This window comes from Anoxybacter fermentans (assembly GCF_003991135.1).
In the GTDB taxonomy this organism is placed as follows: Bacteria; Bacillota; Halanaerobiia; order DY22613; family DY22613; genus Anoxybacter; species Anoxybacter fermentans.
Genome location: NZ_CP016379.1, coordinates 862,034 through 888,055, shown reverse-complemented (window position 1 = coordinate 888,055; position 26,022 = coordinate 862,034). Strand labels below are relative to the sequence as shown.

The 26,022-nt window shown below is 35.3% G+C and carries 28 protein-coding genes; 1 reads left to right on the top strand and 27 read right to left on the bottom strand.

Features of this window, described 5'->3' with window-relative positions; genetic code table 11:
* Window positions 1-17: 17 nt before the first annotated feature.
* The 15 genes from BBF96_RS04040 to nikR all read right to left on the bottom strand — a co-directional run bounded on the left by BBF96_RS04040 (window position 18) and on the right by nikR (window position 12,674).
* Complete coding sequence (locus tag BBF96_RS04040) at window positions 18-2,036, bottom strand: hypothetical protein (protein ID WP_127015954.1); 2,019 nt, start codon at window positions 2,034-2,036, stop codon at window positions 18-20.
* A 45-nt stretch (window positions 2,037-2,081) separates the two neighbouring features.
* Window positions 2,082-3,197 (bottom strand): energy transducer TonB, encoded by a 1,116-nt coding sequence (locus tag BBF96_RS04035; RefSeq protein WP_164730894.1) that lies wholly within the window; start codon window positions 3,195-3,197, stop codon window positions 2,082-2,084.
* Between the two features lie 11 nt (window positions 3,198-3,208).
* Window positions 3,209-3,619 carry an ExbD/TolR family protein gene (locus BBF96_RS04025; RefSeq protein WP_127015951.1) on the bottom strand — a complete coding sequence of 137 codons (411 nt, stop codon included), beginning with the start codon at window positions 3,617-3,619 and terminating at the stop codon, window positions 3,209-3,211.
* Window positions 3,606-4,232 (bottom strand): MotA/TolQ/ExbB proton channel family protein, encoded by a 627-nt coding sequence (locus BBF96_RS04020; protein ID WP_127015950.1) that lies wholly within the window; start codon window positions 4,230-4,232, stop codon window positions 3,606-3,608. Before BBF96_RS04020 ends, BBF96_RS04025 begins: the two co-directional genes overlap by 14 nt.
* A gap of 383 nt (window positions 4,233-4,615) precedes the next feature.
* Window positions 4,616-4,774 (bottom strand): hypothetical protein, encoded by a 159-nt coding sequence (locus BBF96_RS16360; RefSeq protein ID WP_164730893.1) that lies wholly within the window; start codon window positions 4,772-4,774, stop codon window positions 4,616-4,618.
* Between the two features lie 78 nt (window positions 4,775-4,852).
* Window positions 4,853-5,851, bottom strand: a complete 999-nt coding sequence (locus tag BBF96_RS17215; protein ID WP_127015949.1) for a peptidylprolyl isomerase — start codon at window positions 5,849-5,851, stop codon at window positions 4,853-4,855.
* Window positions 5,852-6,018: 167 nt separating this feature from the next.
* A complete protein-coding gene (locus BBF96_RS04010) occupies window positions 6,019-7,665 on the bottom strand; it encodes an IS1182 family transposase (RefSeq protein ID WP_418654992.1) in 1,647 nt (548 codons plus the stop codon).
* Between the two features lie 70 nt (window positions 7,666-7,735).
* Entirely contained in the window at window positions 7,736-8,578 is an 843-nt protein-coding gene (locus BBF96_RS04005; protein ID WP_127015948.1) for a PHP domain-containing protein, read from the bottom strand.
* 58 nt (window positions 8,579-8,636) lie between these two features.
* Window positions 8,637-9,176: a spore maturation protein gene (locus BBF96_RS04000; protein ID WP_127015947.1), complete on the bottom strand. Its 540-nt coding sequence runs from the start codon at window positions 9,174-9,176 to the stop codon at window positions 8,637-8,639.
* A 13-nt stretch (window positions 9,177-9,189) separates the two neighbouring features.
* The gene (locus BBF96_RS03995) at window positions 9,190-9,768 is read right to left on the bottom strand and encodes a nucleoside recognition domain-containing protein (RefSeq protein ID WP_236777874.1); all 579 of its coding nucleotides are present in this window, start codon (window positions 9,766-9,768) and stop codon (window positions 9,190-9,192) included.
* Window positions 9,769-9,810: 42 nt separating this feature from the next.
* Window positions 9,811-10,629 (bottom strand): energy-coupling factor ABC transporter ATP-binding protein, encoded by an 819-nt coding sequence (locus BBF96_RS03990; RefSeq protein ID WP_127015945.1) that lies wholly within the window; start codon window positions 10,627-10,629, stop codon window positions 9,811-9,813.
* Window positions 10,629-11,312, bottom strand: coding sequence for an energy-coupling factor transporter transmembrane component T family protein (locus BBF96_RS03985; RefSeq protein WP_127015944.1), 684 nt, complete (start codon window positions 11,310-11,312; stop codon window positions 10,629-10,631). The genes BBF96_RS03990 and BBF96_RS03985 overlap by 1 nt, the downstream gene beginning before the upstream one ends.
* Window positions 11,309-11,599 (bottom strand): PDGLE domain-containing protein, encoded by a 291-nt coding sequence (locus tag BBF96_RS03980; RefSeq protein WP_164730892.1) that lies wholly within the window; start codon window positions 11,597-11,599, stop codon window positions 11,309-11,311. The genes BBF96_RS03985 and BBF96_RS03980 overlap by 4 nt, the downstream gene beginning before the upstream one ends.
* Window positions 11,592-12,239 (bottom strand): energy-coupling factor ABC transporter permease, encoded by a 648-nt coding sequence (locus BBF96_RS03975; protein ID WP_127015942.1) that lies wholly within the window; start codon window positions 12,237-12,239, stop codon window positions 11,592-11,594. The genes BBF96_RS03980 and BBF96_RS03975 overlap by 8 nt, the downstream gene beginning before the upstream one ends.
* Window positions 12,240-12,260: 21 nt before the next feature.
* Window positions 12,261-12,674, bottom strand: coding sequence for a nickel-responsive transcriptional regulator NikR (gene nikR, locus BBF96_RS03970; RefSeq protein ID WP_127015941.1), 414 nt, complete (start codon window positions 12,672-12,674; stop codon window positions 12,261-12,263).
* A gap of 230 nt (window positions 12,675-12,904) precedes the next feature.
* Between nikR and BBF96_RS03965 the strand changes: the two genes are divergently transcribed.
* On the top strand, window positions 12,905-14,107 hold the full coding sequence (locus tag BBF96_RS03965) for an ISL3 family transposase (protein ID WP_127015677.1): 1,203 nt from the start codon (window positions 12,905-12,907) through the stop codon (window positions 14,105-14,107).
* A gap of 213 nt (window positions 14,108-14,320) precedes the next feature.
* Here the strand turns inward: BBF96_RS03965 and BBF96_RS03960 are convergent, their stop codons facing one another.
* The 12 genes from BBF96_RS03960 to BBF96_RS03905 all read right to left on the bottom strand — a co-directional run bounded on the left by BBF96_RS03960 (window position 14,321) and on the right by BBF96_RS03905 (window position 25,969).
* Complete coding sequence (locus BBF96_RS03960; RefSeq protein ID WP_127015940.1) at window positions 14,321-16,699, bottom strand: Lon protease family protein; 2,379 nt, start codon at window positions 16,697-16,699, stop codon at window positions 14,321-14,323.
* A 245-nt stretch (window positions 16,700-16,944) separates the two neighbouring features.
* Window positions 16,945-18,090 carry a THUMP domain-containing class I SAM-dependent RNA methyltransferase gene (locus BBF96_RS03955; RefSeq protein ID WP_127015939.1) on the bottom strand — a complete coding sequence of 382 codons (1,146 nt, stop codon included), beginning with the start codon at window positions 18,088-18,090 and terminating at the stop codon, window positions 16,945-16,947.
* 352 nt (window positions 18,091-18,442) lie between these two features.
* Window positions 18,443-18,571: a hypothetical protein gene (locus BBF96_RS17130; protein ID WP_257792008.1), complete on the bottom strand. Its 129-nt coding sequence runs from the start codon at window positions 18,569-18,571 to the stop codon at window positions 18,443-18,445.
* Window positions 18,572-18,920: 349 nt separating this feature from the next.
* A complete protein-coding gene (locus tag BBF96_RS03950; RefSeq protein WP_127015938.1) occupies window positions 18,921-19,112 on the bottom strand; it encodes a hypothetical protein in 192 nt (63 codons plus the stop codon).
* Between the two features lie 70 nt (window positions 19,113-19,182).
* A complete protein-coding gene (locus BBF96_RS03945; RefSeq protein ID WP_127015937.1) occupies window positions 19,183-19,809 on the bottom strand; it encodes a uracil-DNA glycosylase in 627 nt (208 codons plus the stop codon).
* Between the two features lie 467 nt (window positions 19,810-20,276).
* Window positions 20,277-21,299 (bottom strand): DUF4382 domain-containing protein, encoded by a 1,023-nt coding sequence (locus BBF96_RS03940; protein WP_127015936.1) that lies wholly within the window; start codon window positions 21,297-21,299, stop codon window positions 20,277-20,279.
* Window positions 21,300-21,811: 512 nt separating this feature from the next.
* Complete coding sequence (locus tag BBF96_RS17350; RefSeq protein ID WP_127015934.1) at window positions 21,812-21,922, bottom strand: UbiD family decarboxylase domain-containing protein; 111 nt, start codon at window positions 21,920-21,922, stop codon at window positions 21,812-21,814.
* An 11-nt stretch (window positions 21,923-21,933) separates the two neighbouring features.
* A complete protein-coding gene (locus BBF96_RS03925) occupies window positions 21,934-22,896 on the bottom strand; it encodes a polyprenyl synthetase family protein (RefSeq protein WP_127015933.1) in 963 nt (320 codons plus the stop codon).
* A gap of 14 nt (window positions 22,897-22,910) precedes the next feature.
* Window positions 22,911-23,423: a Gx transporter family protein gene (locus BBF96_RS03920; RefSeq protein WP_205665707.1), complete on the bottom strand. Its 513-nt coding sequence runs from the start codon at window positions 23,421-23,423 to the stop codon at window positions 22,911-22,913.
* Between the two features lie 24 nt (window positions 23,424-23,447).
* Entirely contained in the window at window positions 23,448-23,831 is a 384-nt protein-coding gene (locus BBF96_RS03915; RefSeq protein ID WP_127015931.1) for a NusG domain II-containing protein, read from the bottom strand.
* Window positions 23,828-24,859, bottom strand: a complete 1,032-nt coding sequence (locus BBF96_RS03910) for an FAD:protein FMN transferase (RefSeq protein ID WP_127015930.1) — start codon at window positions 24,857-24,859, stop codon at window positions 23,828-23,830. Before BBF96_RS03910 ends, BBF96_RS03915 begins: the two co-directional genes overlap by 4 nt.
* A 417-nt stretch (window positions 24,860-25,276) precedes the next feature.
* Entirely contained in the window at window positions 25,277-25,969 is a 693-nt protein-coding gene (locus BBF96_RS03905; RefSeq protein ID WP_127015929.1) for an FMN-binding protein, read from the bottom strand.
* Window positions 25,970-26,022: the final 53 nt, after the last annotated feature.

The following is a 26,022-nucleotide window of genomic DNA, read 5'->3' as shown; positions in this document are numbered from 1 at the left end:
CCAAGATAACCTCCTTTTTATTCCTGAATTTCAATTTCTAAATTTTCTACTTTAAGAGGTATTATATCACCATTGACATTAGAAATTTTGACTTCATCAAAAGTAATTGTCAATAAACCAGGTTGTAATGCTTTAAAATAAACTTCTGCAAGGACTCCGCTTTTTTCGGTTTGTTCTGCTAAATTACCCATAATGGTAATTAGACCCTGTTTATGATTAATATTTGGGTTTATCCAGGGTAAAAGTTTTGTCTTTAGAGATTCTTTCTTAAGAACAAAAAGGGTTCCTCTGGAAACATACATAGCTTTAGCCACTTCAGGATCATAAGCTAATCTAATAGAAACCTCATGCATATCCTCAATGTTAGCTGCCATAAAACGAATACCAAAATATTCTCCCGTTTTAATCTCTTCTTTCAAAGGTACCATAAAAACCTGGCTAGTCAATTCAGGAATGGTCACATTTCCTATCAGAGAAATTTTTGGACTATTTAATGAACGAACTTCAACTCCAAAAGGTAATTTGCCGGAGATTAAATCAGAAGTTTTGATCATCCAGGGAATCACATACTCTTCACCGGGTTTCAAAACTCCAATATATTTGGACATCTTTTCCTTTTGTGCAAAATCCATTCCAGGTGGTAAAATTACCTGACCCATTACTTCATAAGCAGGAGAACCTCCTTCATTTTTCAAATGGAGTAAAAGATTAAAGGGATTAGGTTCAATCCGCCCATAACGAACAGAAAGATTTTCCGGATACTCTAACCAGGTTTTAAATCTAGGTGGTGGCGTAAAATTAACCTGACGCTGAACCTGATTATCATCTGTATTGCTGGCATCTACCTTTACTTTATAAACAATTCGTTCGGGAATCTTACTACCTTTAACAGGGACTACTTCCCATGCTACTTGACCGGTACTACCTGGTTTTAAATTCCCCAGATTTTTAACCGTCTCATTCCCAACTACTGCAAAACCAGCAGGTAATTGAATCTGAGCCGTAACGTCTTTAGCTACAATTTCAGATGTATTTTCAATATAGGCTATCACCGGAAAAGAGGTAGTTTTAGTATCAAAAATAACTTCTGCTGGAGAGGTAACCCCTACAGAGAGAAGACCGGGTACAATGGTAATACCTCCAAGACCATATTTGGTCGTATATGTCCGCGAATCTCCCGGGTCTAGATATTCAGGTGCCCAATAAAGAGCAATAGCACTATCCAGTTCATATTCTCCCTTACGCCAAAACTCTTCTCCCGGCTCAAATTGGAAGTTCCAGAGACCATCAGCCATGCTACCCCAATCAGCAAAATAAACCTTATCAGGAGTAGTCACATCTGGTCCTTTAATCGTTCCCTGAGCAGTTACTTTCGGATCACTTAAAGCATCAAAGGCCTGCCAGAAATCGGGTAAACTCCCTTTAATAAAATAAGTATCAGTGGTAATTGCTTTTTCACCAACACGGAAAGGGGCACCATCATTGGTACCTAACATCGTATCCAACATAATCCTTAAACCAATTTTATGTTTTATTTGGTCATGATTGGTAAAACGATATTTAATCAGCACTGTATCATAAAGACCTGTGGTACTACTTTTAGCAAAAGTTAAAATCTGTTCTACCTCTATCTGGTCAAAAACAGTAGTAGTCAGTATTGCGCTTTGTCCTCCCTCCTTAATAATCTTTGGAGGAACAGTCACCTCTCCATATTTGGCATCCCTTCCAGCCCGTTGTTCAGTTTTACCACCAAAGACATAATATTCTCCATCTATAAAAATGGTGGAATAAGATGTCCAGGGCCGGGGTCGTCCATAAATTAGCGGTTCACCATCATCACCCGGGGAGACAGGGTTTCCCCCGGTGATATCTATAGCAAAACGCCCCATATTTTCTTCATTTCCATTTACCACAATCTCTATATATTCATTGCCCAACCGGAGATTACCAAATTGATCCAGTTGGGCATAAACAGTATAGGTAATGGTCATAATCAAAATGATAATCCCCAAAAGAACGAATCTTTTTTTTACCATATAACCACTCCTTAGGATTAGGATTCCCTATAAATAATTAGAATATTACTCCAGAAATTTTAGTTCTCCTAAAATTACTCTGGTATCGCCATCTTTATATTCGATTGTTATCTCAATGGTATAAGAATAGGGATAAGGTTTAAAACGCCAGCCTGACTTAATGGTATTCAAAGCTACATTATCCAAACGAACATCATTGGAAGATTTGGTAATTTGCACATCTTGAACTGTACCATCAGCTTTTATCCTAACCAAAAGATCAACTGTTCCTTCTACACCTTCGTTGGCTGCATTTTTTGGATATACAGGTTTAATAGACCTGGCAATGGTCGCATTTGGATGGGAAGGTAGAGCGGGTTTTTTCTCCTCCTCTGACTCTTGAGCAGGTTCCGCCCCAGCTGCATCATTAGAAGTGGAAAGTTTACTATTTTCAACAGATTCAGGTACAGGTTTCATCTCTTCAGGCTCAATCTTTTCTTCTACCTTCTCTTCAGGTTTATTTTCAGATTTTGATTGTTTAGCTCCCGGAATTTCAATTATTTCATCACTATTTTCACTGGTTACTACCTGTTCAGCAGCAATATCAGAACCAGAATTTGTTTGATAAACATTTGTATCTGTTTCAGAAGCAGGTTCTGATTGAGGTTCAGAAACTTGTTCAGATTCAGGTTCTATCTCAGGTTCAGTTAATTCCGGCTCTGAGACTGACTCAGGAATAGATTCCAATTCAGAAGTAGATTCCGGTTCAGAAACAGGTTCAGGTGTTGATTTTCGTTCAGAAGCTGGTTTAGATGCCAATTCCGGTTCCTGTTTAGGCTCAGGTTCCACCGTTTCTAAAATTCCTTGATCTTTCTCTTCAGGTTCCGGCTCCTTAACAGGTGGTTTTTCTTCTATTTTCTTTTCCTCTATATCTTTTTTTTCTTCGCTTACCAGTATTTTTTCATCATCTCCAGGTTGTTTGCTGGATTTCTGTACCTTAGATACTTCAGTTTCCAACTGAACAAATTCTACAAAATACAATTTTCCTTCAGACTCCATAAACCCTTTGGTTGCTATAACATTAAGACCATAGGGTAGGAAATAAAGGATTCCCAGATGGATAATCAATGAGATGACGATATAATATTTTAAATGAGATGATTCTTTTTTACGTCTTCTCATAATTACATCCCCTATTTCTTTCTTTCATCTTTTTCTGCAGCCAGGGAGAACTTTGTTCCTCCCACCTGGCTTATAGCATCCATAACCTGAATTAACGACTTATACTTAGCATTTTCATCTGCTTTTATAACAATAACCGTATCAGGTTTATCTTCTAATTTTTGCCTGACCTGCTCTTTAAGTTCACTTAATGTCACAGGTTTGTCTTTCAAAAAAAGCTGACCATCATTAGCAATTTGAATCAAAATATTAACTGATTCAGTCTTAACAACAGCTGTAGCTTTTGGTAATTTTAAATCAAAACCATAAGGTGTTGTCTTAAAAGTAGTAAATAACATAAAGAAGACCAGTAAAAAAAAGATTACATCGATCATGGGTACAATTTCAATTCTCGGTCGCTTTTTTAATTTAGATTTGAACATCTTTTTCACCCCGATAACTTAAAAGATCTATAAGTTCTACACTCCATTTATTCATCTCTTTGGTATTTTTATCTACAATACTAACAAAATATGAGTAAAACAACATTGCTGGTATAGCAATGATAAGCCCCACAGCAGTACTAATCAGTGCAGCAGCAATCCCGCTGCTTAATTGTGCAGGAGCAGCAATACCCGCCGTCGTACTCAAAATATTAAAACTATCGATAATTCCAAGAACTGTTCCCAAAAGACCCAAAAGCGGAGATATGGAAGCAATTATATCCAATATGGCTAAGTTTTTTTCTAACTTATGAACTTCATGTTCACCTGCAACACGAATATGTTCTTCAATCACCCTTCTATCCTGTCCATAATGGGCCAAACCCGCAGCTATAATCTTTGCTACCGGACCCCGCTCACTTTTTAATTCATGGGCAGCCCGGGTAATCTCCCCTTCTGCAATCATCATTTCTATTTTCCTAAACATCCGAAAGTTATCATTTTTAATCCTGAAAAAATAGAACAACCGCTCAAGAACTACTGCCAGACCAATTACTGAACACGCAAGAAGTGGATAAATTGTAGGTCCTCCCTGTTTTATAAATTCCAGCATTTTTAAAAAACCTCCCTATGTTTTTTCGTTTTTCATAAAGAATTGAATTATAACTTCGACACTTAAATGATAATATCCTTCTTTATTATAATAAAGGATTTTGTTCAGGACTTTGGCCCTAATATTTTATTGAGCAAAAAAGAAAAGAAATCTTACATCTTTATAATGTAAGATTTCTCAAGCTGTTAAAAAAGAAAGATTTGTTAACAAATTCAGAAATTTTTCGAACCATCAAAATGGATCATCTTGGCCCTTGATTAGCTCATCACATCTTATGATGAGGCCTTATTTCTTCTTCCATCTCACTAAGATGGTTTAACAAAAAATTTCTATGGCACTCAAAATTAGCTTTTTACAGTTTAATCATCCGTTATAAAAGATTTTTAAACTGTACGGTGCTTGGCTTCATCTAAAATTTCCTTTAAAGTACTTTCCGCTACCTGTAAATTTCTTTCTCTGGCGATAGCCAGAATATTATTATCATACATTTCAGCATATCTAAAAAATTGTTGTTCTAAACGTTTCCACAATTCATTAGCCATAATCTTTCCCCCTCTTTTATGTAGATTTCTTTATTTAGTATCCACGTTCTTTAAGGGAGATATGCATTAAATTAAGTTTTAGTTATTATTAGAATCAGTAATTTCCTGTGGTTTAGCATAATCAACATAATATTCTATATCAGCCTCTTCCCACTTTTGTCTCAAAAGGGCAACTGCAGCATTGTTTTTCTTTTTGATAAGCAAAGTTTCATAAATTTCTTCTTTAACTTCTTCATATGGATGAACTATAGCTTCCTTTTTGTCAGTTACTTTAATAATATGCCAACCAAATTCAGTTTCAACTGGTCCGGTAATTTCACCAACTTCTGTTGAAAAAGCTGCCTTTTCGAATTCATATACCATGCGTCCGCGACCAAAGAACCCCAGATCTCCACCCCGGTCAGAGCTTGGACAATTAGAATATTTCCTGGCTAGATCAGCAAAATCTTCACCATTGTTAATTTTATCTAAAATCTCTAAAGCCTCCTCTTTTGTCTCAACCAAAATATGGGATGCCCGGACCTGTTCTTCTTCAGTAAAACGACGAATGTTTTTCTCATAATATTCCATCATCTCTTCTTCTGTAACAGTTAAATCTTGCCCAAGCCGTTCTGCTAATTTTTCATAAGATTTCTGTATAATAATATCATTCCTGAGATCTTCTAAAGTATATTTTACCTGTTCCAACACTTTTTTGAAGGTCTCGTCATCTGGATAAGAAGCCTTAATTTTATCAATCTCAGCCTGAACCTCTTCATCTGTTATTTCTATTCCATATTCAAAAGCAGTTTGAAGGAGAATTTCATTTCTGATCAACTGTTCTAAAATTTGTCTTTTAAGATTAAGTAACTGTTCTTTATGCTCCTCTCCTGTGAAATCCAGATTATAGGTTTGTTGCAAACGCTTAACCTGTCTTTCAACATATCGGGCATGAACATCTTCCAATATATAGGAATCATTCACCCTGGCCAAGGCATTATCCGGTATTTTGTCTTCTGCTTTAATGTAACCATAAACCCCAATTACTGAGATAAGTATGGCCACCACAGCCAAAATTAACATTCCTTTTCTACACATTTTTTACATCTCTCCTTACTATATGAATTTATTTAATACAATAATTCTATAGAAATACAAAAAAATCCTGCTGTTACCTCAAAAAATTTGTGATTCAACTTTTGCATCCAATCTCTCTTTTGCCTTCTTTAACTCTGTTAAAAAGGGGCTGTCTCAAAAGTAATTAATTACTTTTGGGCATGGCCCCTTTTTTCATTGTTCATTTTAAATTCATTGAAAATTTTTCTGTTAAGAAAATAAAAACCCATACCTGACATTCTATACTGTTGCAGTTTAGCCAGGTTATGGGCTATACACAGTAAACCCCATTCAATTTTTACTTTCTCAAGGCCACGAAGCAGAAATCTCCGGAATGACCAATTACCTTTGATCCTTCCAAAGACAGATTCCGCTTCAATTGCTCTTTGAGAACGGAGTTTCATACCTTTATCGGAACAAAGGTTTTCCTTTACCTTTTGCTTATATTCACGTAATTTAAAATTTATTCTTATTACTCGATCACCTTTGGCCTTGGTACAATTTTCTTTTAACTCACACCCATCACAATTTTCGCATTTGTAATATCTAATTTGTTTAGTATATCCATTTTCAGTCTTAATTTCTTTTGTCTTACAGTAAATGAGTCTTCTTTGAACAGGACAAATAAACTCGTCGTTTTCTTTATCATACGGCCAGTTTTCTACTTTAAATATATCATTTTTAAACTTCTTCTTTTGTTCTTTATGAAAAGTATTATACTTAACATAAATATTAGTATTGGCTTTCTCTAAGTAATCATAATTTTCCTCACTACCATAACCTGAATCAGCTATCACATTTTCCGGAATCTTACCTGTAACTTCTTTTACTTTTTCTAAATGAGGTATTAAGCATCTTGAATCTGCCGGCCTTTGATGAATACTATAACCAACTACAAACTGATTCTCTGTACCTATCTGAACATTATATGCGGGCTTCAATTGCCCATTTTTCATGTGGTCTTCTTTCATTCTCATAAAAGTTGCATCAGTATCTGTTTTAGAATAACTGTTTCGTCCATTTAAAATCTCTTCCTGCTGCTCATATTTTTTCATTCGAGGAAGACATTTATCTTTGAGCTCTTTAACTGTTTTTTTTAACTTCTTATCTTTGGAGTTCTTTTCTAGACGTTCTTCAAGTTCCTTAATTTTTTCTTCGAGTTTCTTTGAATCTATTTCTTTTCCTTCACCCATCTCCTCCAGGTCATTATCCCCATACAATCTATTCTCTTCTTCGTTGGTTTTCTCAATCTCTTTTAAAAGTTCATTAATTTTTGCCCTAAGCCTTGCTTTGTACTTCTTTGTCGCTTTTCTCCAGACAAAGCTATATTTGTTTGCATTAGCTTCTATTTTTGTACCATCTAAAAAGTAATTCTCTAACTTTACATATCCTTCTTCTATAAGAAGTTCCAATACTGATGCAAATACCTCATCAATAACATCTTTCATGATCTCTGATCTGAATCGGTTTATCGTCCGAAAATCAGGTTTATTGTTACCACTAAGCCACATAAAATAAATATTTTCCCGAAGTGCCTTGGCAATTCGTCTTGATGAATATATTCTCTGAGTATAGGCATATACTATAACCTTAAGCATCATTTTCGGATGGTAGCTGCTTCTACCCCCACCTTTATATTTTTCAAGCAGGGGTTCAATATTCATCCTTTCTATAGCTGAATTTACCACCCTTACTAAATGATTCTCAGGAATAAACACATCAAAACTCAAAGGCAACATTGTCTGATTCATATTATATTCAATAAATGTCTTTTTATTATGGTTTTTCCTCTTCATATTTATATTTTACCATAAAAAAAAGGTGTTATCTTTATAAAAATTTCTGACAACACCTTTCTTTTAATATTTACTTTTGGGGGTTATAAAGGGACTTTTGGGACAGCCCCTTCTTTAACTCTGTTAAAAACTGTTCAGGTAACTTAACCTGACCTAAACGTGCTCCTGATTTGCTTCCTGGGCCATGACAATCAGAACCCCCGGTTATGATAAGATTATTCTTTTGAGCCATCTTTAGATAATGAACTTTATCTTCTCCAGTATGTTCAAAATGATAAACTTCAATCCCCATAAGACCTGCTTCTATTAATCCCGGTATAATTTCATCTAAATTATTTAATCCCGGATGTGCTAAAACCGGGACTCCTCCAGCATTTAAGATTAACTTTATAGCAGCAAAAGGAGTCAGTTTAGTTCTAGGTACATAAGCTGGACAATCGCGTCCGATAAATCGGTCAAAAGCTTCACTCCAATCTTCAGCATAACCTGCTTCAATAAGAGCCTTGGCAATATGGGGACGACCTATTGCACCTCCGACGGCAATCTCTTTAACTCGTTCATAAGAAATATTTATTCCCATCTGATTTAATTTTTCCACCATCTTTTGGGCCCGATTAACTCTACTATTTATAAGTTCATCCAGAATATCATGCACTTCCTTTGAAGAATAATTCAAATAATACCCGAGAATATGAATCTCTTTTTCCTCATAGTCTGTATTTAATTCAATACCAGGAACTACTTCCAATCCAATCTCCTTTCCCCGTTTAAGAGCCTCTTCCACCCCATTCATATTATCATGATCCGTAATGGCAATAGCGGTTAAGCCTAATTTTTTCGCCTCATCTACAATTTCTGTTGGAGTATAAGTTCCATCTGAAGCTGTCGTATGTAAATGCAGATCAATAGCCATTGGCATACCTCCTGGTAAAAAAATTCTATCACCATTATATGTCCAGGCGAAAACTTAGTCAATAGCTTTTAAAAACCAGGTTGCAAATAAAAACACCTGCAAGAAAACCAGCCACATCAGCAATCAATCCAATGGGAATAGCATACCGACTATCTTTAATTCCTACTGCTCCAAAATAAACTGCAACAACATAAAAAGTAGTTTCTGAGCTACCTATAATGGTTGAAGCCATTTTACCCAGTAATGAATCAGGTCCGTGAGTTTGGAATATAGAATTTACAAAAGCCATAGAACCACTTCCAGATAACGGCCTTAAGATCACCAGTGGAAAAATCTCTTTGGGAATATTAAAATACTTAAGAATAGGTTCCACTCCATAGATTAGTAGCTCCAGCGTACCAGAAGCACGCAAAATATTAATGGTTACCATCATCGCCACAAGATAAGGAATAATATTTACCACCGTTTTAAAACCATCTTTAGCTCCCTCTACAAATGTGTCATATACTTTTACTCCTTTAATAAACCCATAGCACGGAATTAAAACTACTATCACCGGAATTGCCCAGGCAGAAATAGTCTGGATTAAATTTATCAAAACTCGTACCCCCTTAATCTTTAAGTGTCAACCGACATACCCTATCTACCAGAAGGGCTGCAATAGTTGAAATGGTTGTAGCAAAAAGGGTAGTACCGACAATTACCACTGGTTCTCTAGAACCAGCAGCAATCCTCAATCCGATCATGGTTCCCGGAAGAAGGGTGATACTCGATGTATTGATTACCAAAAAAGTCAGCATGGCTTTGGTTGCCCGAGTTGGGTGAGGATTTAGAGTCTGGAGTTCTTTCATGGCCTGAATTCCCAGAGGTGTAGAAGAATTTCCCAGCCCCAAAATATTTGCACTAAAGTTCATTACCATAGCTCCCATAGCTGGATGATCAGGCGGTACTTCAGGGAAAAGATATCTCATTAAAGGTCTCACTAGTTGTGCGGCCAGATTGGTAAATCCGGATTTTTCAGCAATTTTCATAATTCCTAACCAGAAAGCCATTGGCCCAATCAATTTTAGTAATATCTCCACACTATCTATAGCCGCTTGAAGAATACTTTGCGAAACAGCTTCCATCTTTCCATTGATAGCCCCAACAATAATTCCAAGTACAGTTAATCCCAGCCAGATTTTATTCATCATTTTAAACCCCCCTACCATCTTATGATAGGTAAGGGTACTTTATAACAAAAGATTTTTCAATAATTCTCTGCTCTCTTTAATAGTTAATGGAAGCTGTGACTCATGTACAAACCCCTGAAAGATCTGGGTCGGAATAGGTAGACTGTAATCAAAGGTTGCAATCCCTTTTTTTAAGATTTTATGATCACCGTCAGCAATAATTCGACCATCTTTTAACACCAAAAAACGCTGACCCCATTCAGCAGCAAAATTTAAATCATGGGTTGCCACAAGAAGGGTTTTACCCTGACAAAAAAGCTCTTCCATAATTTTAATAAAGAGTTTGCGCCCCGGGGGATCTAAGAAAGCCAGGGGCTCATCAAAAAAAATTATCTCCGGATTCATTACCAATACTCCAGCTAAAGCCACCCGTCTTTTCTCTCCATAACTCAAATGACGCGGATTACGCTTTAAAAGCTCTTTTATTTGCAAAAGCTCTACGACCTGTTTCAATCTATTTTTCTGTTCTTTAGAATCTATGCCAAATTGAACCGGGCCATAGAGAATATCTTCTTCCACTGTTGGAGCAAAAACCTGATCGTCAGGATTCTGGAAGATATAAGCCAATTTCTGGCGTAAGAATTCTTCAGGAACGTCTTTTAACCGTTTTCCCTTGAGATAAATTTCCCCTTCTTCAGGCGAATATAATCTCAATAGATTAAATAACAAAGTTGATTTACCTGCACCATTAGGGCCAAGCAATACAGTCTTTTCCCCAGCTTTAAGTGCAAAAGAAATTGTCTTCAATACAGGCTCTCCACCGGGATAACGAAAGGTAAGATCTTTAACCATCAAAATCGTTTCTGAATCCTTTGCCATTAAAAAATTCCTCCCTTATCCAGTAATATTATCACTCCCGACATCAGTCCCATTAACACTAATAATAACCAGTTATCGTACAGATTCTTATGACTCTGAACCAGTGTCCTAATCCTCAATCCTCTAAGACACATCGCCTGATAAATCCTATCACCCCGATCAAGTGCACGGATCAGCCCGGCTCCAATCACCTGGCCTAAATCAAGATATTCCTGCAAATTAAACCACCCAAGTCCTATACTACCACCCCTAAGCTTCCGGGCCAATTTAAGCTGGTTAATCTCTTCTTTTAAAAGTTCCCGATACCTGAATATAAATAATATGATTGCCCGAATAATCTGTGGAATCCCAAACTGGCCCATTCCAACTATCAAATCTTTTTCAGTAAAATTGGAAAAGACTATATTATTCAAAAAAACAATGTTAACCAATTTAAGCACCAATATTCTACCAAAAACCCAACCTCCTCTTTTATGGAAAAATCCAAGGATAACTGCTGTTAATAAAAAAGGGCTGGCAACACATAAACGCTGCCAAACCTCTCTAAATTTTTTTAAAAAGATATTTAAAAACAGCAAACCAAACCCAATGATAATGAGAACCTGCCAATGTCTAACTGCCAGTACTGTCAAAATCCCAATTAAATAAATCAACAATTTACTTCCCGGTTGAACCTTCATCATCGACAAGCAACCCTTTTTTTTATAATGATTTTTCCAATAACAACCAAAACCAGATATGTTACCAACACACCCAATAAACCAGCCAATCCAGTACTAACCAATTCACTACCGAAGGGAAGGGCATAATCAGCAAAGATAGAAAAACTATCTCTAGTATGTTCAATAAAACCCAGGTCTTCAGCCACACGCTCCAGACCATCGGGATAAGACGAGGCCAGTATCGAATTAAAAAAAGCCAGGATAAAGATAATTCCAATTACAAAATATAAATGTTTTTTGTTAAACACAGCACTCCCCTCCCTCACATTTCAAAAAATCTAATTTTTCAGGTATTACTTTTTTAAGATAAACTACCACAAGCAGAGTAATCAGACCCTCAATTAAACCTATCAGCATATGCCATCCTACCATTGCTGGAAGGACCAGATGTAAACCAATAGTTCCTGAAAAAGCCAGTTCCAACGCTGCAGCTACCGCTGAAATTACCGTAGCAGCCCAGGCAGAAATAAAGATCCGGATCTTATATGATTTGATTAACTTTTTCAATCCCCAATAAATCCAATAACCTGCAAATACCTGAATAACCGCCATATTGAGAATATTAGCACCTAATACCGCCACACCACCATCCATAAAGAAAATGGCCTGAATAATGAGAATAGAAGTTATAATCAAAGATGCAGCCCAGGGTCCAACCACAAGCATAGCCAAAACTCCTCCTAATAGGTGTCCCGAAGTTCCTGCAGCAATAGGTAAATTTATCATCTGCGCTGCAAATATAAATGCTCCCAATAGTCCCAATAAAGGGATCTGTTCTTCTTTAAAGTTGGCCTTCATACGTTTTAATCCAAATCCAAAAGAACCGCCAACAGCAAGATATGTACTAACACAGGTCTTAACATCCAAAAAACCATCAGGAATATGCATTTTCAAAATCCTCCTTCTCTGTTAAAATGCCTGACCATTTGTTGAGATAGTCAATTTTCCATATTTAACTCCCTTCAGTCCAATGAGCATATTTGCTACTTTTTTAACCTCACAGGCTCTACCCTGAATCACAATAACCTCCAGGCAACAGTCATGGTTCAAATGTAAATGAAGATTGGATTTAAAGAGATAATGATAATTGTGCTGAAGTTTGAGCATTTTTTCCGTCAATCCCCGTTGATGATGATCATAAATTAAAGTTAATGATCCAACTACCTCTCCGTCATCAGTCTGCCATTCTTCTTCAACAATCTTCTCCCTTATTAAATCTCTAATAGCTTCAGAGCGATTGGCATATACTCCATTGATCATTTTATCAAATTTGTGCAAAAGATTCTCATCGATTGATACTCCGAAGCGTACCAGATTGGACATAACTTACCTCCTTTCATTCCTACTGGTTTTAATAGCACGATTTTTATATTTGTGCTACAGTATACTTCGATATATGAACAACATATCCTGCGTAATCACTTAAAAAAGTTAGAAATAATGGGTCTATAATTAATGTTGTGAAGAAAAAATTATAAAAAATAAAAAGGCATTTGCTGGCTCCGTTGAATTAATTAGTTGCGAACTAAAAACCAAAGAAAGGAGTCCAGCAAATGCAATATAATAATATCATAAAATTTCTTGATTTGCCAGACATTATTGCAACTGAAATTATTTCAACAGAGGACAGATATATTTTTATCGCTGAAGCAAAGAAAAATCACATTGTGTGTCCTCAGTGTGGTAATATCACTAATAAAATCCATGATACAAAATGGCAAAATATTAGAGACATCCCCATAAGAGGTAAACTAGTAATCATTAGACTTCTAAAGAAAAGATATCGTTGTCCTTATTGTCATAAGAGGGGTATCCCTGAAAAATATGAAAGTATTGATAAATATGCCCGTAAAACCAAACGCTTTGATAAATATCTTGCTAAAGAAACTGTCAGCAAGGATTATTCTAAAGTTGCTAGAGAAAACGGGTTAAGTTATACAGCTGTTAATAATGCAGTTAAAAAAGTAGTTGACCCTCTCATTAAACAACAAGTTTCAAAACTTAGTCAATTAAAAGCCATCAGTATCGATGAATTTGCAGTTTTAAAACGCCATAAATATGGAGTTAGCATTACAGATCCAATTAATCGGGAGTTAATTGACATTTTACCTACTCGCAAAAAGGATGATTTAATTGACTACTTTAATTGTTGGGAAGATGAACAAAGACGACAGATTCAATCGATCTCTATGGATATGTGGCGGCCGTTCAAAGCAGTAGCAAATGCAGCATTTACTCATGCAAAAATTGTTATAGATAAATTTCATCTTGTAACTTTAATGAACAGAGCCCTTGATGAAGTTAGAAAACAAGTTCAACAAACAGTAAATAATCATCAGAGAAGAAAGTTTTTTCAAAGTCGTTTATTACTCCAAAAACGAGCTGAAGAATTGACAGATGAAGAACATGAAAAGCTCATCAAATTATTTGAACTCAGTCCAGCTCTAGAAAAGGCCTGGGAATTAAAAGAGGAATTCAGAGACCTATTGCAGCTAGATGATGTGAAAGAAGCCACCAGAGCTCTAAAAAGGTGGTATAAAGAAGTAATAAAAAACAAGCTGATGCCTTTTTACCAGGTAAAAAAGATAATACAAAGATGGGAAGAAAAAATACTAAATTATTTTAAGACTAAGATAACCAATGGCTTTGCTGAGGGTATCAATAACAAGATTAAATTGATCAAAAGGATTGGATATGGTGTTCCAAATGTTATGAATCTAAGGAGAAGAGTATTTAATGCAATGTTAAGTTATTAAATTTAAATGTTTATTTCAAAATCAATTTACCAATCAATTCAACGGAGCCAACTTATCTTTCACAACATTTGACGGAGAGCCGAAATAATTTTTAAAAAATTTATGTTCAAATTTCAACTTAATTTCTTGAAGTAAATAAACATTAAAGACAGGTTCGAAAAAATCATGTTAAAAACCCTCTCATCAGACATAAGAGGGTTTTTAACATAACTTTTATTCTGTTTCTGTTTGACCCGCTCTGGAAGTGAATTTTTCCGCCTTTTTTGCCAATTCCTTTAATTTCTTATTTACTTCTTTATGTACTTCTTCTGCAGGTTTTTTCATCATGATTTCAATCGCTTCATCAATATCTTTTACAGAATATATGTGGAATTTACCATCCTTTACTGCTTCTATAATTTCTTTATCCAACATTAGGTTTTCGATGTTTTGGACGGGAATGACCACACCCTGGGTTCCAGTAAGACCTTTTGCTTTGCAAACTTTGTAGAACCCTTCAATTTTTTGATTAACTCCTCCAATTGGCTGAACTTTCCCTTTTTGATTCATTGAACCTGTTATCGCAAAATCCTGTCTGACGGGTATTCCAGATATAGCAGATAGTAGAGCAATTAGTTCTGCACAGGAAGCACTATCTCCTTCAATACCTCCATAGCTCTGTTCAAAAGCTAATGATGCCGAGAGGGTTAGAGGTTTATCTTTAGCATATTTACCCCCAAGGTAACCGGATAAAATAAGTACTGCTTTATCATGGATTTTCCCACTCATTTTTGCTTCTCTTTCTATGTTAATAACACCTTTTTCACCAAGAAAAGTTCTAGCAGTAATCCTTGAAGGCCGACCGAAGGAGTATTCTCCGGTTTGATATACTGATAACCCATTGATCTGACCGACTTCTTCACCTTCTGTATCAATAAGGATATGTCCATTTTCAATCATTTCTTGAATTTTTTCTTCCATAAGATTCGATCTATAGATCTTTTCTTTTATTGCTTCTTCTACATGACTTTCTTCTACATATTTGCTGTTATCAATTTCTGCCCATGCACTGGCTTCATAGAGAATTTCTACAATCTCGTTAAACCTTGTTGTCAGTTTTTTCTGGTTTTCTGCCAATCTACTGCTGTATTCCACAACCCTGGCAACCGCTTCAGCAGTAAAATGCCTTAATCCTTCTTTCTCACACTGGAAAGAAATAAAGCAAGCAAATTTTTTCAAATTTTCTTCGGTTTTATCCATTTCAACATCAAAATGTGCTTTAATTTTAAACAACTTTTTGAAATCTTCGTCAAAATCATAAAGGAGCTGATATATTAAAGGATTACCGATTAATATTACTTTTATATTCAATGGTATCGGTTCAGGTTTTAAAGTCGTTGTGGGAATCGTTCTAAACTGTTCACCAATATTTTCGACACGAATCTCCTGATTGGCTAGAGTCCTTTTTAATGCCTCCCAGGCAAATGGATTGGATAAAACATCTTTTGCCTGTAATATCAAATATCCACCATTAGCTCTGTGAACTGCTCCTCCCTTAATCATAGTAAAATCAGTTACCACAGTACCAAATTCACTTTCACCTTCAATTTTACCAAAAAGATTATAATATGTTGGGTTCGTTTCTATAACAACAGGAGCACCTTTTGTTTCTTTATTATTGACCAAAAGGTTAACCTTATAACGGGTAAAAAAGGATTCATCTTGACGGGTTTTTACAGTTAACAGCAACGGATTTTCTATCTCTTCTTCAGCTTTAAACTTTTCTAAGTTTTTAATTATGTCTTCCTGTACATCATTTAAATATTTTAAGATCCTGGGATAATTCTGATAGTCATCTTTCAAATGGTCTATTATGGGTTTTACAATAGAAAGACATACTCGTTCCTCTAACTGTTCGATTTCTTCTCTTGCTTGTACCTCCAGCCTTCTAATCTTTCTCATGATCTCTTCCATTTGAATTTGAATCTGTTTGCTTTTTTCTTTAAAATTGTTTTTCTCTTCTTCTGTCATTTGTTCAAAATCTTCCTGACTAAGAGGTCGGCCATCTTTTAAAGGTATGGTAAAAATACCCTTCCCTGTTCTTTGAAGCAGAAAACCTTCCTTTTTTAGTTCTTCTTCAAATTCCATTATCAACATGTTTGATTGTTCCTGATATTTATCCATTATTTGATTTCTCTGTTTTTCATACTCTTCACTTTCAAATGTTTTTGGGATATCTGTTCTCAGCTCATCTATTAGTTTTTCCATATCTTCTTTCAATTTTATTCCAATACCAGCAGGAAGATTAAGAGCCTTTGGAATTTCAGGATTATCAAAGTTATAGATGTAACACCAATCATCAGGTACTGGATACTTTCTGGCTTCATTTTTAATAAGGGTTTTAGCATAGGTTGTCTTTCCAGTTCCGGTTATTCCAGCCATAAAAATATGATAACCTTTTTGCTTGATTTTAAGGCCAAAATTCATTGCCTTAACAGCTCGTCTCTGACCAATGATCCCTTCCTCAAAAGGTTTTAATTCTTCAGTTGTTTTAAAATCAAATATTGAAGGGTCACATGTAGCTTTTAACTCAGTAAAATTTAATTTTTTCATTCTTTAACACCTCCAGAAACCATAGATTAATCTTTTAGATTCCCCTCCTTTCTACTCTACCCTTGCCTAATAAATCTTTCTACCTTTATTTTATCATATAAATGTTTTTAATTCTATTATTTTGAACAAAATACTTTTCTATTACCCTACTATGACCCACAAAGTTATTTATAACCTTCAAAAACATATTTTTTGCATTAAAAAAAAATCCCGATTTTCGGGATAAATAATTTAATAAATTATTATTACCTGAATAGTGGGTGCAAACCATAATATTGATAATAATCAACCTGTATTCGCCCATTGTAGAGTTTCCGCTTTTTATTTGCATATGTTCCAAAATACTTCTCAAAATCCCTAAATGAAGTAAGAATATAAAATGACCATGTACCGTCTCCTAACTCTGCAAAAACTCTTCCCATCTCCTGATATAATTTTTTGACCTTATGTCTATTACTTAGACGCTCACCATAAGGCGGATTACAGATAATATATCCATATTTTTTGCTCGACTTTAATTCAGCCACAGGCCGCCGGTGAAAATCGGTATATTCTTCTACTCCGGCCCTTGCAGCATGATAACGTGCCAGTTTTAATACTTCTCCATCAATATCATATCCTAGAATACGATAGAAATTATCATCCCATTTGATAAGATCCTTAGCTTCTTCTCTAGCCTTTTTCCAGAGTCCACTGGAAATCAGCGGCCATTTTTCAGCAGCAAAATCCCGTTTAAGCCCAGGTGCAATATTAGCTGCCATCATAGCAGCTTCTATGGGAATGGTCCCCGAACCGCACATAGGATCAACCAACGGATAATCAGGCATCCAACGGCTTATATAGATCATTGCTGCTGCCAGCGTTTCCTTCAAAGGCGCTTTAGCACTTAGATTTCGGTACCCTCGTTTATGTAGGCCTGCTCCCGATGTATCAATTGTCAGAGTAGCCACATCTTTATAAAGAGTTACTTCAATAGTAAATAACGGGCCATTCTCCTCAAAATGTTGTATACCATAGTGCTTACTCATCTCTTCGACTATAGCCTTTTTAACCACTGACTGACATGCTGGAACGCTGTGTAGTTTAGATTTAACCGATTTCCCTTTGACAGGAAATTTAGCATTTTTAGGTAACCATTCATGCCAGGGTAGTGCTCTAGTTTTGTCAAAGAGTTGGTCAAAATCAGTAGCTTCAAATTCTCCCATCTTAATAAGAACCCGATCAGCACAGCGAAGCCATAGATTAGACCGGCAAATCGCCAATTCATCCCCATAAAATACAACCCTACCATTTTCAACCTGCACATCAGAATAGCCTAAATCTTTTACTTCCCTTGCAACAATAGCTTCTAATCCAAAAGCAGCAGTAGCTATTAATTCGATTTGAGACATAGTAAAAACTCCTTTTTGTATAATTTTTTAGTACTATTTTTTATATTTATAAATCATGTTTAGAATCCGGCGTCCCACCATAACTAATTCTTTTCTTATATTTTTTAAGAGTCTCCTCCAAAATATTATCCAGATAAATATTAGAAGAATTAGCAATACAGATTAACGATTTTACTGCAAAAAGCTAATTTTTCGCTTCAAGAGAAATTTTTCGAACCATCTAAAATCCGATTTCAATCGAAATAAGGCACACTAATCAATGGATCATCCTGACCCTTGATTAGCTCATCACATCCTGTGATGAAGCCTTATTTCGATTGAAATATCACTAAAGATGGTTTAACGAAAAATTTCAATGTCGCTCAAAATTAGCTTTTTGCAATTTAATCATTAATGCAAAGAGAAGATCTCCCAGTTCTTCTATCATAAGGATTAAAATTAGTCTTTCTATAATCGGTAACTTTAAGAATCTTTTTGCCATCTCTCCTAACTCCGAAATCAGATCTAAAAGACGGTACTCTACTTTAATGTCCAGATTATTTCTCTCTACAAAATCTTTAACTTTCTTTTGTTAATGGTCCTTTAATAAATTATTCCTTCCATCTCAAATTTTCTCAATAGGCTCCCCGGCATAGGGTATGGGCCAGCGACCCATTCCAGTCCCTATTCTTAAGTTCAAGCTTTACGATAGGCTGCATAATCGCCATATTCTTACAACTCCACCCTTTTTGCCCTTTATCCAGAATTCTCCACTAAAAAAAACTCCAAAAGATGGTACATCCCTGGCTACAAAAGTAGAAGTACGTAAGCCTCCATGAACAACTGATTCCTTAATTTCTCATCCATCTACTATCCTGATCAAACCTTTCTAAAAATTGATTATCCTGAGATCGATTCAAATCCAAACGCAAATATATTTTCTCTAATGTCCGGGAAGATTGATTGGAAAATATAATCTGACAAACACCCGTCAATTGTTTTCTATCTGGATAAAAGAATAACTCTAAATTATATTTTGCCACTCTCTTTTCCTTCTGATTTTATTCTTCTCCAAAATACTGCATTCCCAAAGCAGAACTGATCATAATATAACTACTCGCTTCCTTCAATTGCTCTATAAACTTCCCTGATTTTTTTAAAATCTTCCCAAACATCCCGCTTTTTTCTCTCGTCCCTAAGCAATGCCCCAGGATGATAGGTTGGAAGAAATTTAATTCCGGCTTTCTCAAACCACTTTCCCCTCATTCTGGTTATACTGCCTTTTGGATCAATAGTTCCCTGTAAAGCAGTAGAACCCAAAAGAACAATTATTTTTGGACGAATAATGAGAATCTCACCGGCAAGTATAGTTAAACATTTTTTCATCTCTTCTGGAGTTGGTTTTCTGTTATAGGGAGGGCGGCACTTAACAACATTTGAGATATAAACTTTCTTACGTGGAATCTCTGCTGCTTCAAGGATTTTATCCAAAAGTTGGCCTGCTTTACCCACAAAAGGCCGACCCTGTATATCCTCATCTCCCCCTGGCCCTTCCCCAACAAACATCAGTTTGGTATGTGGATTACCTTCACCAAAGACTACCTGAGTACACCCGGCCCTTAAATGACATCTGGAACAGGAAAGATACTCCTTACGAAATTCTTCTAACTTTGCTTCTTTATCAGGAAATATCTCACCCTCCAGATAACGGTTCAAAAAATTTCTGGACAAAAATAACATTTGCCTTCTCCTCCACAATTTAAACTGGAATTTATTATATCATAATTTTACTGCAAAAAGCTAATTTTCACTTCATAAAGAAATTTTTCGAACCTTAGATGGTTTAACGAAAAACTTTATATATCGCTCAAAATTAGCTTTTTTCAGTTTAATCATATTATATTATATCATAAAAATAAGAGACTGCCAAAATAATCAGGCGGTCTCTTAGTGAGATTGAAAGTGAAGTGCCATATTCATAGTATTTGATAAATCAATCCATGACTCGAAAATCCATGGATTATACTGAAATCGAACTTTAAATGGTTTGAAAAATTTCTTCTATACTATAAAGTGAAAAATTAGCTTTACTATAAAGTGAAAAATTAGCTTTACTATAAAGTGAAAAATTAGCTTTTTGCAGAAAAAAAGACTGTGGTCAGAAAGATAACTGACCACAGTAAAGTGTCCATAGAATATTTCGTTCTTTAAATAACCTTCTCTAAAACTATATATCCTTCTTCATTTATTGTTCCACCAGAAATCTCATAATTCTGGTTGACTTCTTCATCATCTCCAATTTCAATTTCTTCACCATTTTCAATTACCAGGTTATTTATAGTTACTGTATTATAGCCAGGAGCTGAAATTTCAAGTTTATATGTTCCAGCTGGAATTCCTCTTAATTTAAATTTACCAGGTTCTGCAATCTTATCCTCCTCTTCTTCATCATCCATTTCCTCCCACAAAGCCCAGGTAGAAGCTACCGGAACCGAATTTTGATCCTGTTCTTGATATACTGGATATAATTTAACTGTAACTAATATATCAACAAATGGATTATAATCCACTGTACTATCTGCAGCAATAACTTTACCTTCTATCTCTCCAGCCTCAGCTTTATCCATAGCGCTTACAGCTTCTGTATTTAAAAAATATTCTCCCGTTTCTTTATCTTGCTCAATCAGTTCAGTTAAGTCAAAGTCAATCAGAATTTCCGTTATCGCCTCTTCTGTAATTGTAAATAGATATTCAATCTCAATAGCCTGTTCATCACTTCCCAAAATACCATCTTCTTCGTCATCCTCCTCTTCTTCTATCTCACCTACAACCAACGGATAAGGAGTCAGTGGATCATCATTATATACAAAATATCCAGATTTATCCAATACAAGCCAGATTTCTTCATAATCTCCCACTGGAACATCTGATGAAGGAAGTACTAATTCATTAATTCTAAGGTCCAATAAATTAATTCCATAAGGCTCTGAAGTGTAATCACCTACCTGAACCCATTCTCCTCCACCTACAGGTTTGAGAAAAACCTTTAAAATGTTAACATGAACTTCTTTATAAGTATTGGCAGGTGCATCCACAATTGATAAAACCAAATTTCCTGTCTGGGGTAAATTAGAACTTACATCATTCAACCCAGTTAAAGAAGTACAACCCGCAACAAAAGCTACAACCAGGATAAACGATAAAATTGTAACTATTTTTTTGATGTTCATAATTATCCTCCCCTCTTATATTTTCTAATTTAATTTTGCCTGTTAATCTTATTTCAATCAGTGACAGGTATCACATTGTTTAGAGAGCTAGGTTTTTTCACTATACATTAAATGATAATACTGCAAAAAATCAATTTTGAGCGACATAGAAATTTTCGTTAAACCATATTAGCAAGATTGAAGTCGAAATAAGGCCTTATCACAATTATAATTAATAAACCAATCCATGGGGCGGTGATCCATGGATTACACTTAAATAAAACTTTAGCCAAAATAAAAATCCCCGCTTCGGGGATTTTTTTAAAAAACAGCAAAAAAATCTTATTAATTCCCGGCAACAGCAAAGCAGTGGAAGAATAAGCACCAATAACTACGACTATCTCCATTCTCGCCCAAATTTTTATATTTCTTAAAAATTCGGGCCTCATCTTTATACACATGCTAGTGCTTTCCGGTTGTTTTCTTATCAAAGACCTGTAACTTATATACATCACCAGACTTTGAATCTCAGTCTAAGGATCTTTGCAAATAACCAACGACATTGTCATATATTTACCACCATCCCGGGGCCAACATTTGAGAATTGGCAATTCATCTAAATTAATATGCTCTCTATTTAACACCTTTTAAACTATTAATAATTACGACTAACTATATAATAAAGCAAATCTTCAAGAAATCTTGCAGGTTTTGAAGATGGCAATTTCTCAATCTCGGCCCTGGCTTTTTCAGTATAAAATTCAATAACCCTTTTTGTCTTTTCTAAAGCATCGGTAGAATGAATCATTTTAATAATTCTGTCCTTATCTATTACTTCTTCCTTTAAAGCTTTTCCAAGCTCCGGACCAACTTCTTTATCTTCCAGAGCAAAAATTAGTGGTAATGTGTACACTCCTTGACTAAAATCATTACCTACTGGTTTTCCCGTTACTTCCTGATTGCTGGTCACATCAAGAATATCATCAGTTATTTGAAAGATCATCCCTAAATAATGACCATATTTTGCCAGTACAATCTGGTATTTTTTCTTCAATTTTGCCTTAAAACCCCCAGAAAAACAACTGGCCTGAAAAAGAATGGCAGTTTTTCTGCGGATCCTTCGGAAATATTTTAAATAACTAACATTTAAATTATACCTATTCTGATATTGATCAATTTCTCCCTCACAAATATATTTAACCGATCTAGCAATCCGTCTTAAAAATTCCTGGTCAACTTTTCCAGATAAAAGTAAAAAAGATTTAGCGAAAAGATAATCCCCAGTAAAAACAGCAATATCTTTACCATATTTAGCTTGAGTAGTAACTACACCTCTCCGCACCCTGGCTTCATCAATAATATCATCATGCACCAGAGTTGCCATATGTATAATCTCTATAGCAGCAGCAATAGGAAATAGTTCTTCATGAGAAATTCTTCCAAATTGACCGGATACCAGGACCAACGCAGGACGAATCCTTTTTCCTCCTGCTTTCACCAATTCCTGGATAGCTTCCCTGATTAAAGGTTGCCGAACTTCCAGTATTTTTAAAAGATAGAGTTCAAACTCCTCTAATTGTTTCTTTAAAATAGGATATTTATCCCATAATTCCTTCATTTTTTATCACCTGCTTAAAATTTCCCCTTTAATGTAGGATCTAATACTCGCTTTAACAAATTTACAATCAAACCGATAAAATATCCGGTTATCACTCCGCTGACCATTAAAATGGGTAAATATGAAAAAATACTCACTGTCTCAATTAAAAGACTGGCAATGAAAATCTGGCCTATATTATGGGCCACCGCTCCAAAAATACTTATACCCTGAATACTGAAATATTTCCGAAATCTCCAATAAACAAATCCCATAACCAATATACTTAAAATAGCTCCAGTTCCACTATAGAGAAAAACATACGGACGTCCACTCAAAAATGCAGCCATAAATGTCCGAAATAGAACAACTAAAAAAGCTGTTTTAAATCCAAAATAAATTATGGCAATCAAAGAAACAATATTAGCTAACCCCAATTTAACACCTGGAGCTATATATGGAAGGGGCAGCATCCCCTCTACCAACTGCAAAACTAAAGCCAAAGCTACAAGAATTCCAATATAGGTTATCTGTGTATATCTGGACATCGATATAACCCTTTCTATCATGAACTAATAAGTTTTAACATCTACTTCATCACTTTCAATGTCTTCACCAACAATTTTAACAATCAACTTATGAGGCAAACAGACCAGCATTTCTCCAGGTTTCTCTATCCAACCTTGCAAAACATCGATCTGTTCTGGGCAGGTTGCTTCTGCAACCCGTACCCGGTTTTTAAAAATCTGAATCAGATTATAATTATATTCATCAATCTCAACTTTATATTCTACCAATTCTTCTTGAGGAAGATCAAAAGTCTTTACAACAACACCATCTACTTCAATAATAATTTTCTTTCCACTTCCATCGGGACTTTGAAATTGATAAAAGGCATATAAACCTACAGCAACCAATAAAATAACCAGAATAAGAATTTTATCTCCTACTTTCATTTTTTTGAATACTCCTCATTTATAATCTTCATTTTATCTTCGATACCTTCTGACATTAAGACTTTTTTATCATCAGTAATCACCATTACTTCATACCCCATTTTTTTTGCTAAAGCCATTCCCTTTTCTGGACCAAGTAAAAAAACAGAAGTTGAAAGAGCATCAGCATGGAATGAGCTGTCCCCAATAACAGTTGCACTGATTAAACCTGTTCTTGCCGGATATCCAGTTTTAGGGTTCAAAATATGATGATACCTGATACCATTCTCAATAAAATATCGTTCATAATCTCCGGAAGTAACCACAGCCTGATTTTCTAAGCTAATTACAGCCATCAAATCATCCCGCGGAGCCCGTGGGTCCTGAATCCCTATCCTCCACAGGGATTTATCGGGTTTTTTCCCATAAACCATCACATTTCCACCTATATTAACATAACCACTTTTTACTTTGTGTTTTTTAAAGATATCAATTGCTAAATCAGCAGCATACCCCTTAGCAATACCACCCACATCAATCATCATTCCAGGTCTGGAAAGATAAACCGTCTGATTTTTTTCATCCAAAATAATATTCTTGTAATTAATAAGAGGTAACACTTCTGCCAATTCTTCCTTAGTTGGGACCTTTTTATGTCTAGTACCAATTCCCCAGAGTTGAACTAAAGGACCAACACTGGGATCAAATAATCCATTAGTCATCTCAGCATATTCTTTTGCCAATTTAATAACTTTAAAAGTATCTTCACTCACCTTGACCGGTTTTACACCGGCATTTGAATTGATTTCATTAACTTCACTTTCGGTAATATTAATGCTCATTAATTCTTCGATACGTTTCAATTCAGCTAAAACTTCATCAGCTATTTTGGCTCTATCAGGGCCATAAACCTTTACAGTCACTAAAGTCCCCATTATAAAGCTTGTTCTTGTGACAGAAAGCTCATATTCAGAAGATTTTTTACCACAACCAGCCAGAATTAAACTGAAAATTAGAATAAATATGACTGCTATTTGTTTTACCTTCATAATATAAAAGCCTCCGTTTCCCTAAACACTATGCAAATTTATTCAAACACAACTTTAATAAAACATAAAGATAACACTAAAACAATTATGATCTTACTGCAAAAAGCTAATTTTGAGCGATATAGAAATTTTTCGATAAACCATCTTAGTGAGATTGAAGGAGAAACAAGGCCTCAACACAGGATGTGATGAGCTAATCAAGGGCCAGGAGGGCCCTTTGATTAGGTAGCCTTATTTCAACTGAAATCGAGCTTTATATGGTTCGAAAAATTTCTCCTCAAGCGAAAAATTAGCTTCTTGCAATTTAACTAATTATTATTATATCATACTTGTACGAAAAATTGCCACCCCTACACTAACAAAAGATAAAATGAAAGAGTCTCTAATAACGAGACTCTTTCATTAACAGTAAATTTGTTACTCAAACTTCTTACGAACCCCAGCACTATCTAAAGCCTGTAATAGTGCTTCATAAAAACCAGTACTGAGATGTGTAGCGCCAGAAATAGTATCTACATGTACGTTTTGTCTTTTCAGAGCCTGTTCTGGCAAGCTTTTGAAAGCCTCAACTGCTGGAGCATGGGGATATTTATCGCTTTTAGCAGCCATCAGAGTATCTATATCTTTAAGTTTTTCATTTTGAGTAATAAAACGAATATCTACAATTTTATCTCTGGCGTCATTTAGAGTAACTTCAACTAAAATATGGCCATGAGCATAATCACGGCTCAAACCGTAAAACTTATTGCCCTTGTAAGTACCGCTGGCCATATCCAGAGCCATCTGAACAGCCTTATTATAATCCTGGTAAGAATGGGTAGCACCAGCTACTGCATCAATATCAGCAGACTGGGCTTTAATAACTTTCTGAGGATACTCATAGAAAGCTTTTTGACCTGGTTCATATTTATACACATGCTTAACAGGGCTCAAAATTTCTACATTGGTTATGAATCCTTTAACAATTGCAACAGCAATTACAACATCACCGTGTTCATTAGGAACATAGCCAATGTATTCACCATCTTTGTACTCAGCTGCCAGAGACAGGTTGGCCAAAACACCTACCATCAACATGATTACTAATACAATTATTGAAAATCTTTTCAACACATACACCTCCTTTCTCTAATCAATTTTGGATGTAAATTCATAGTCCATTA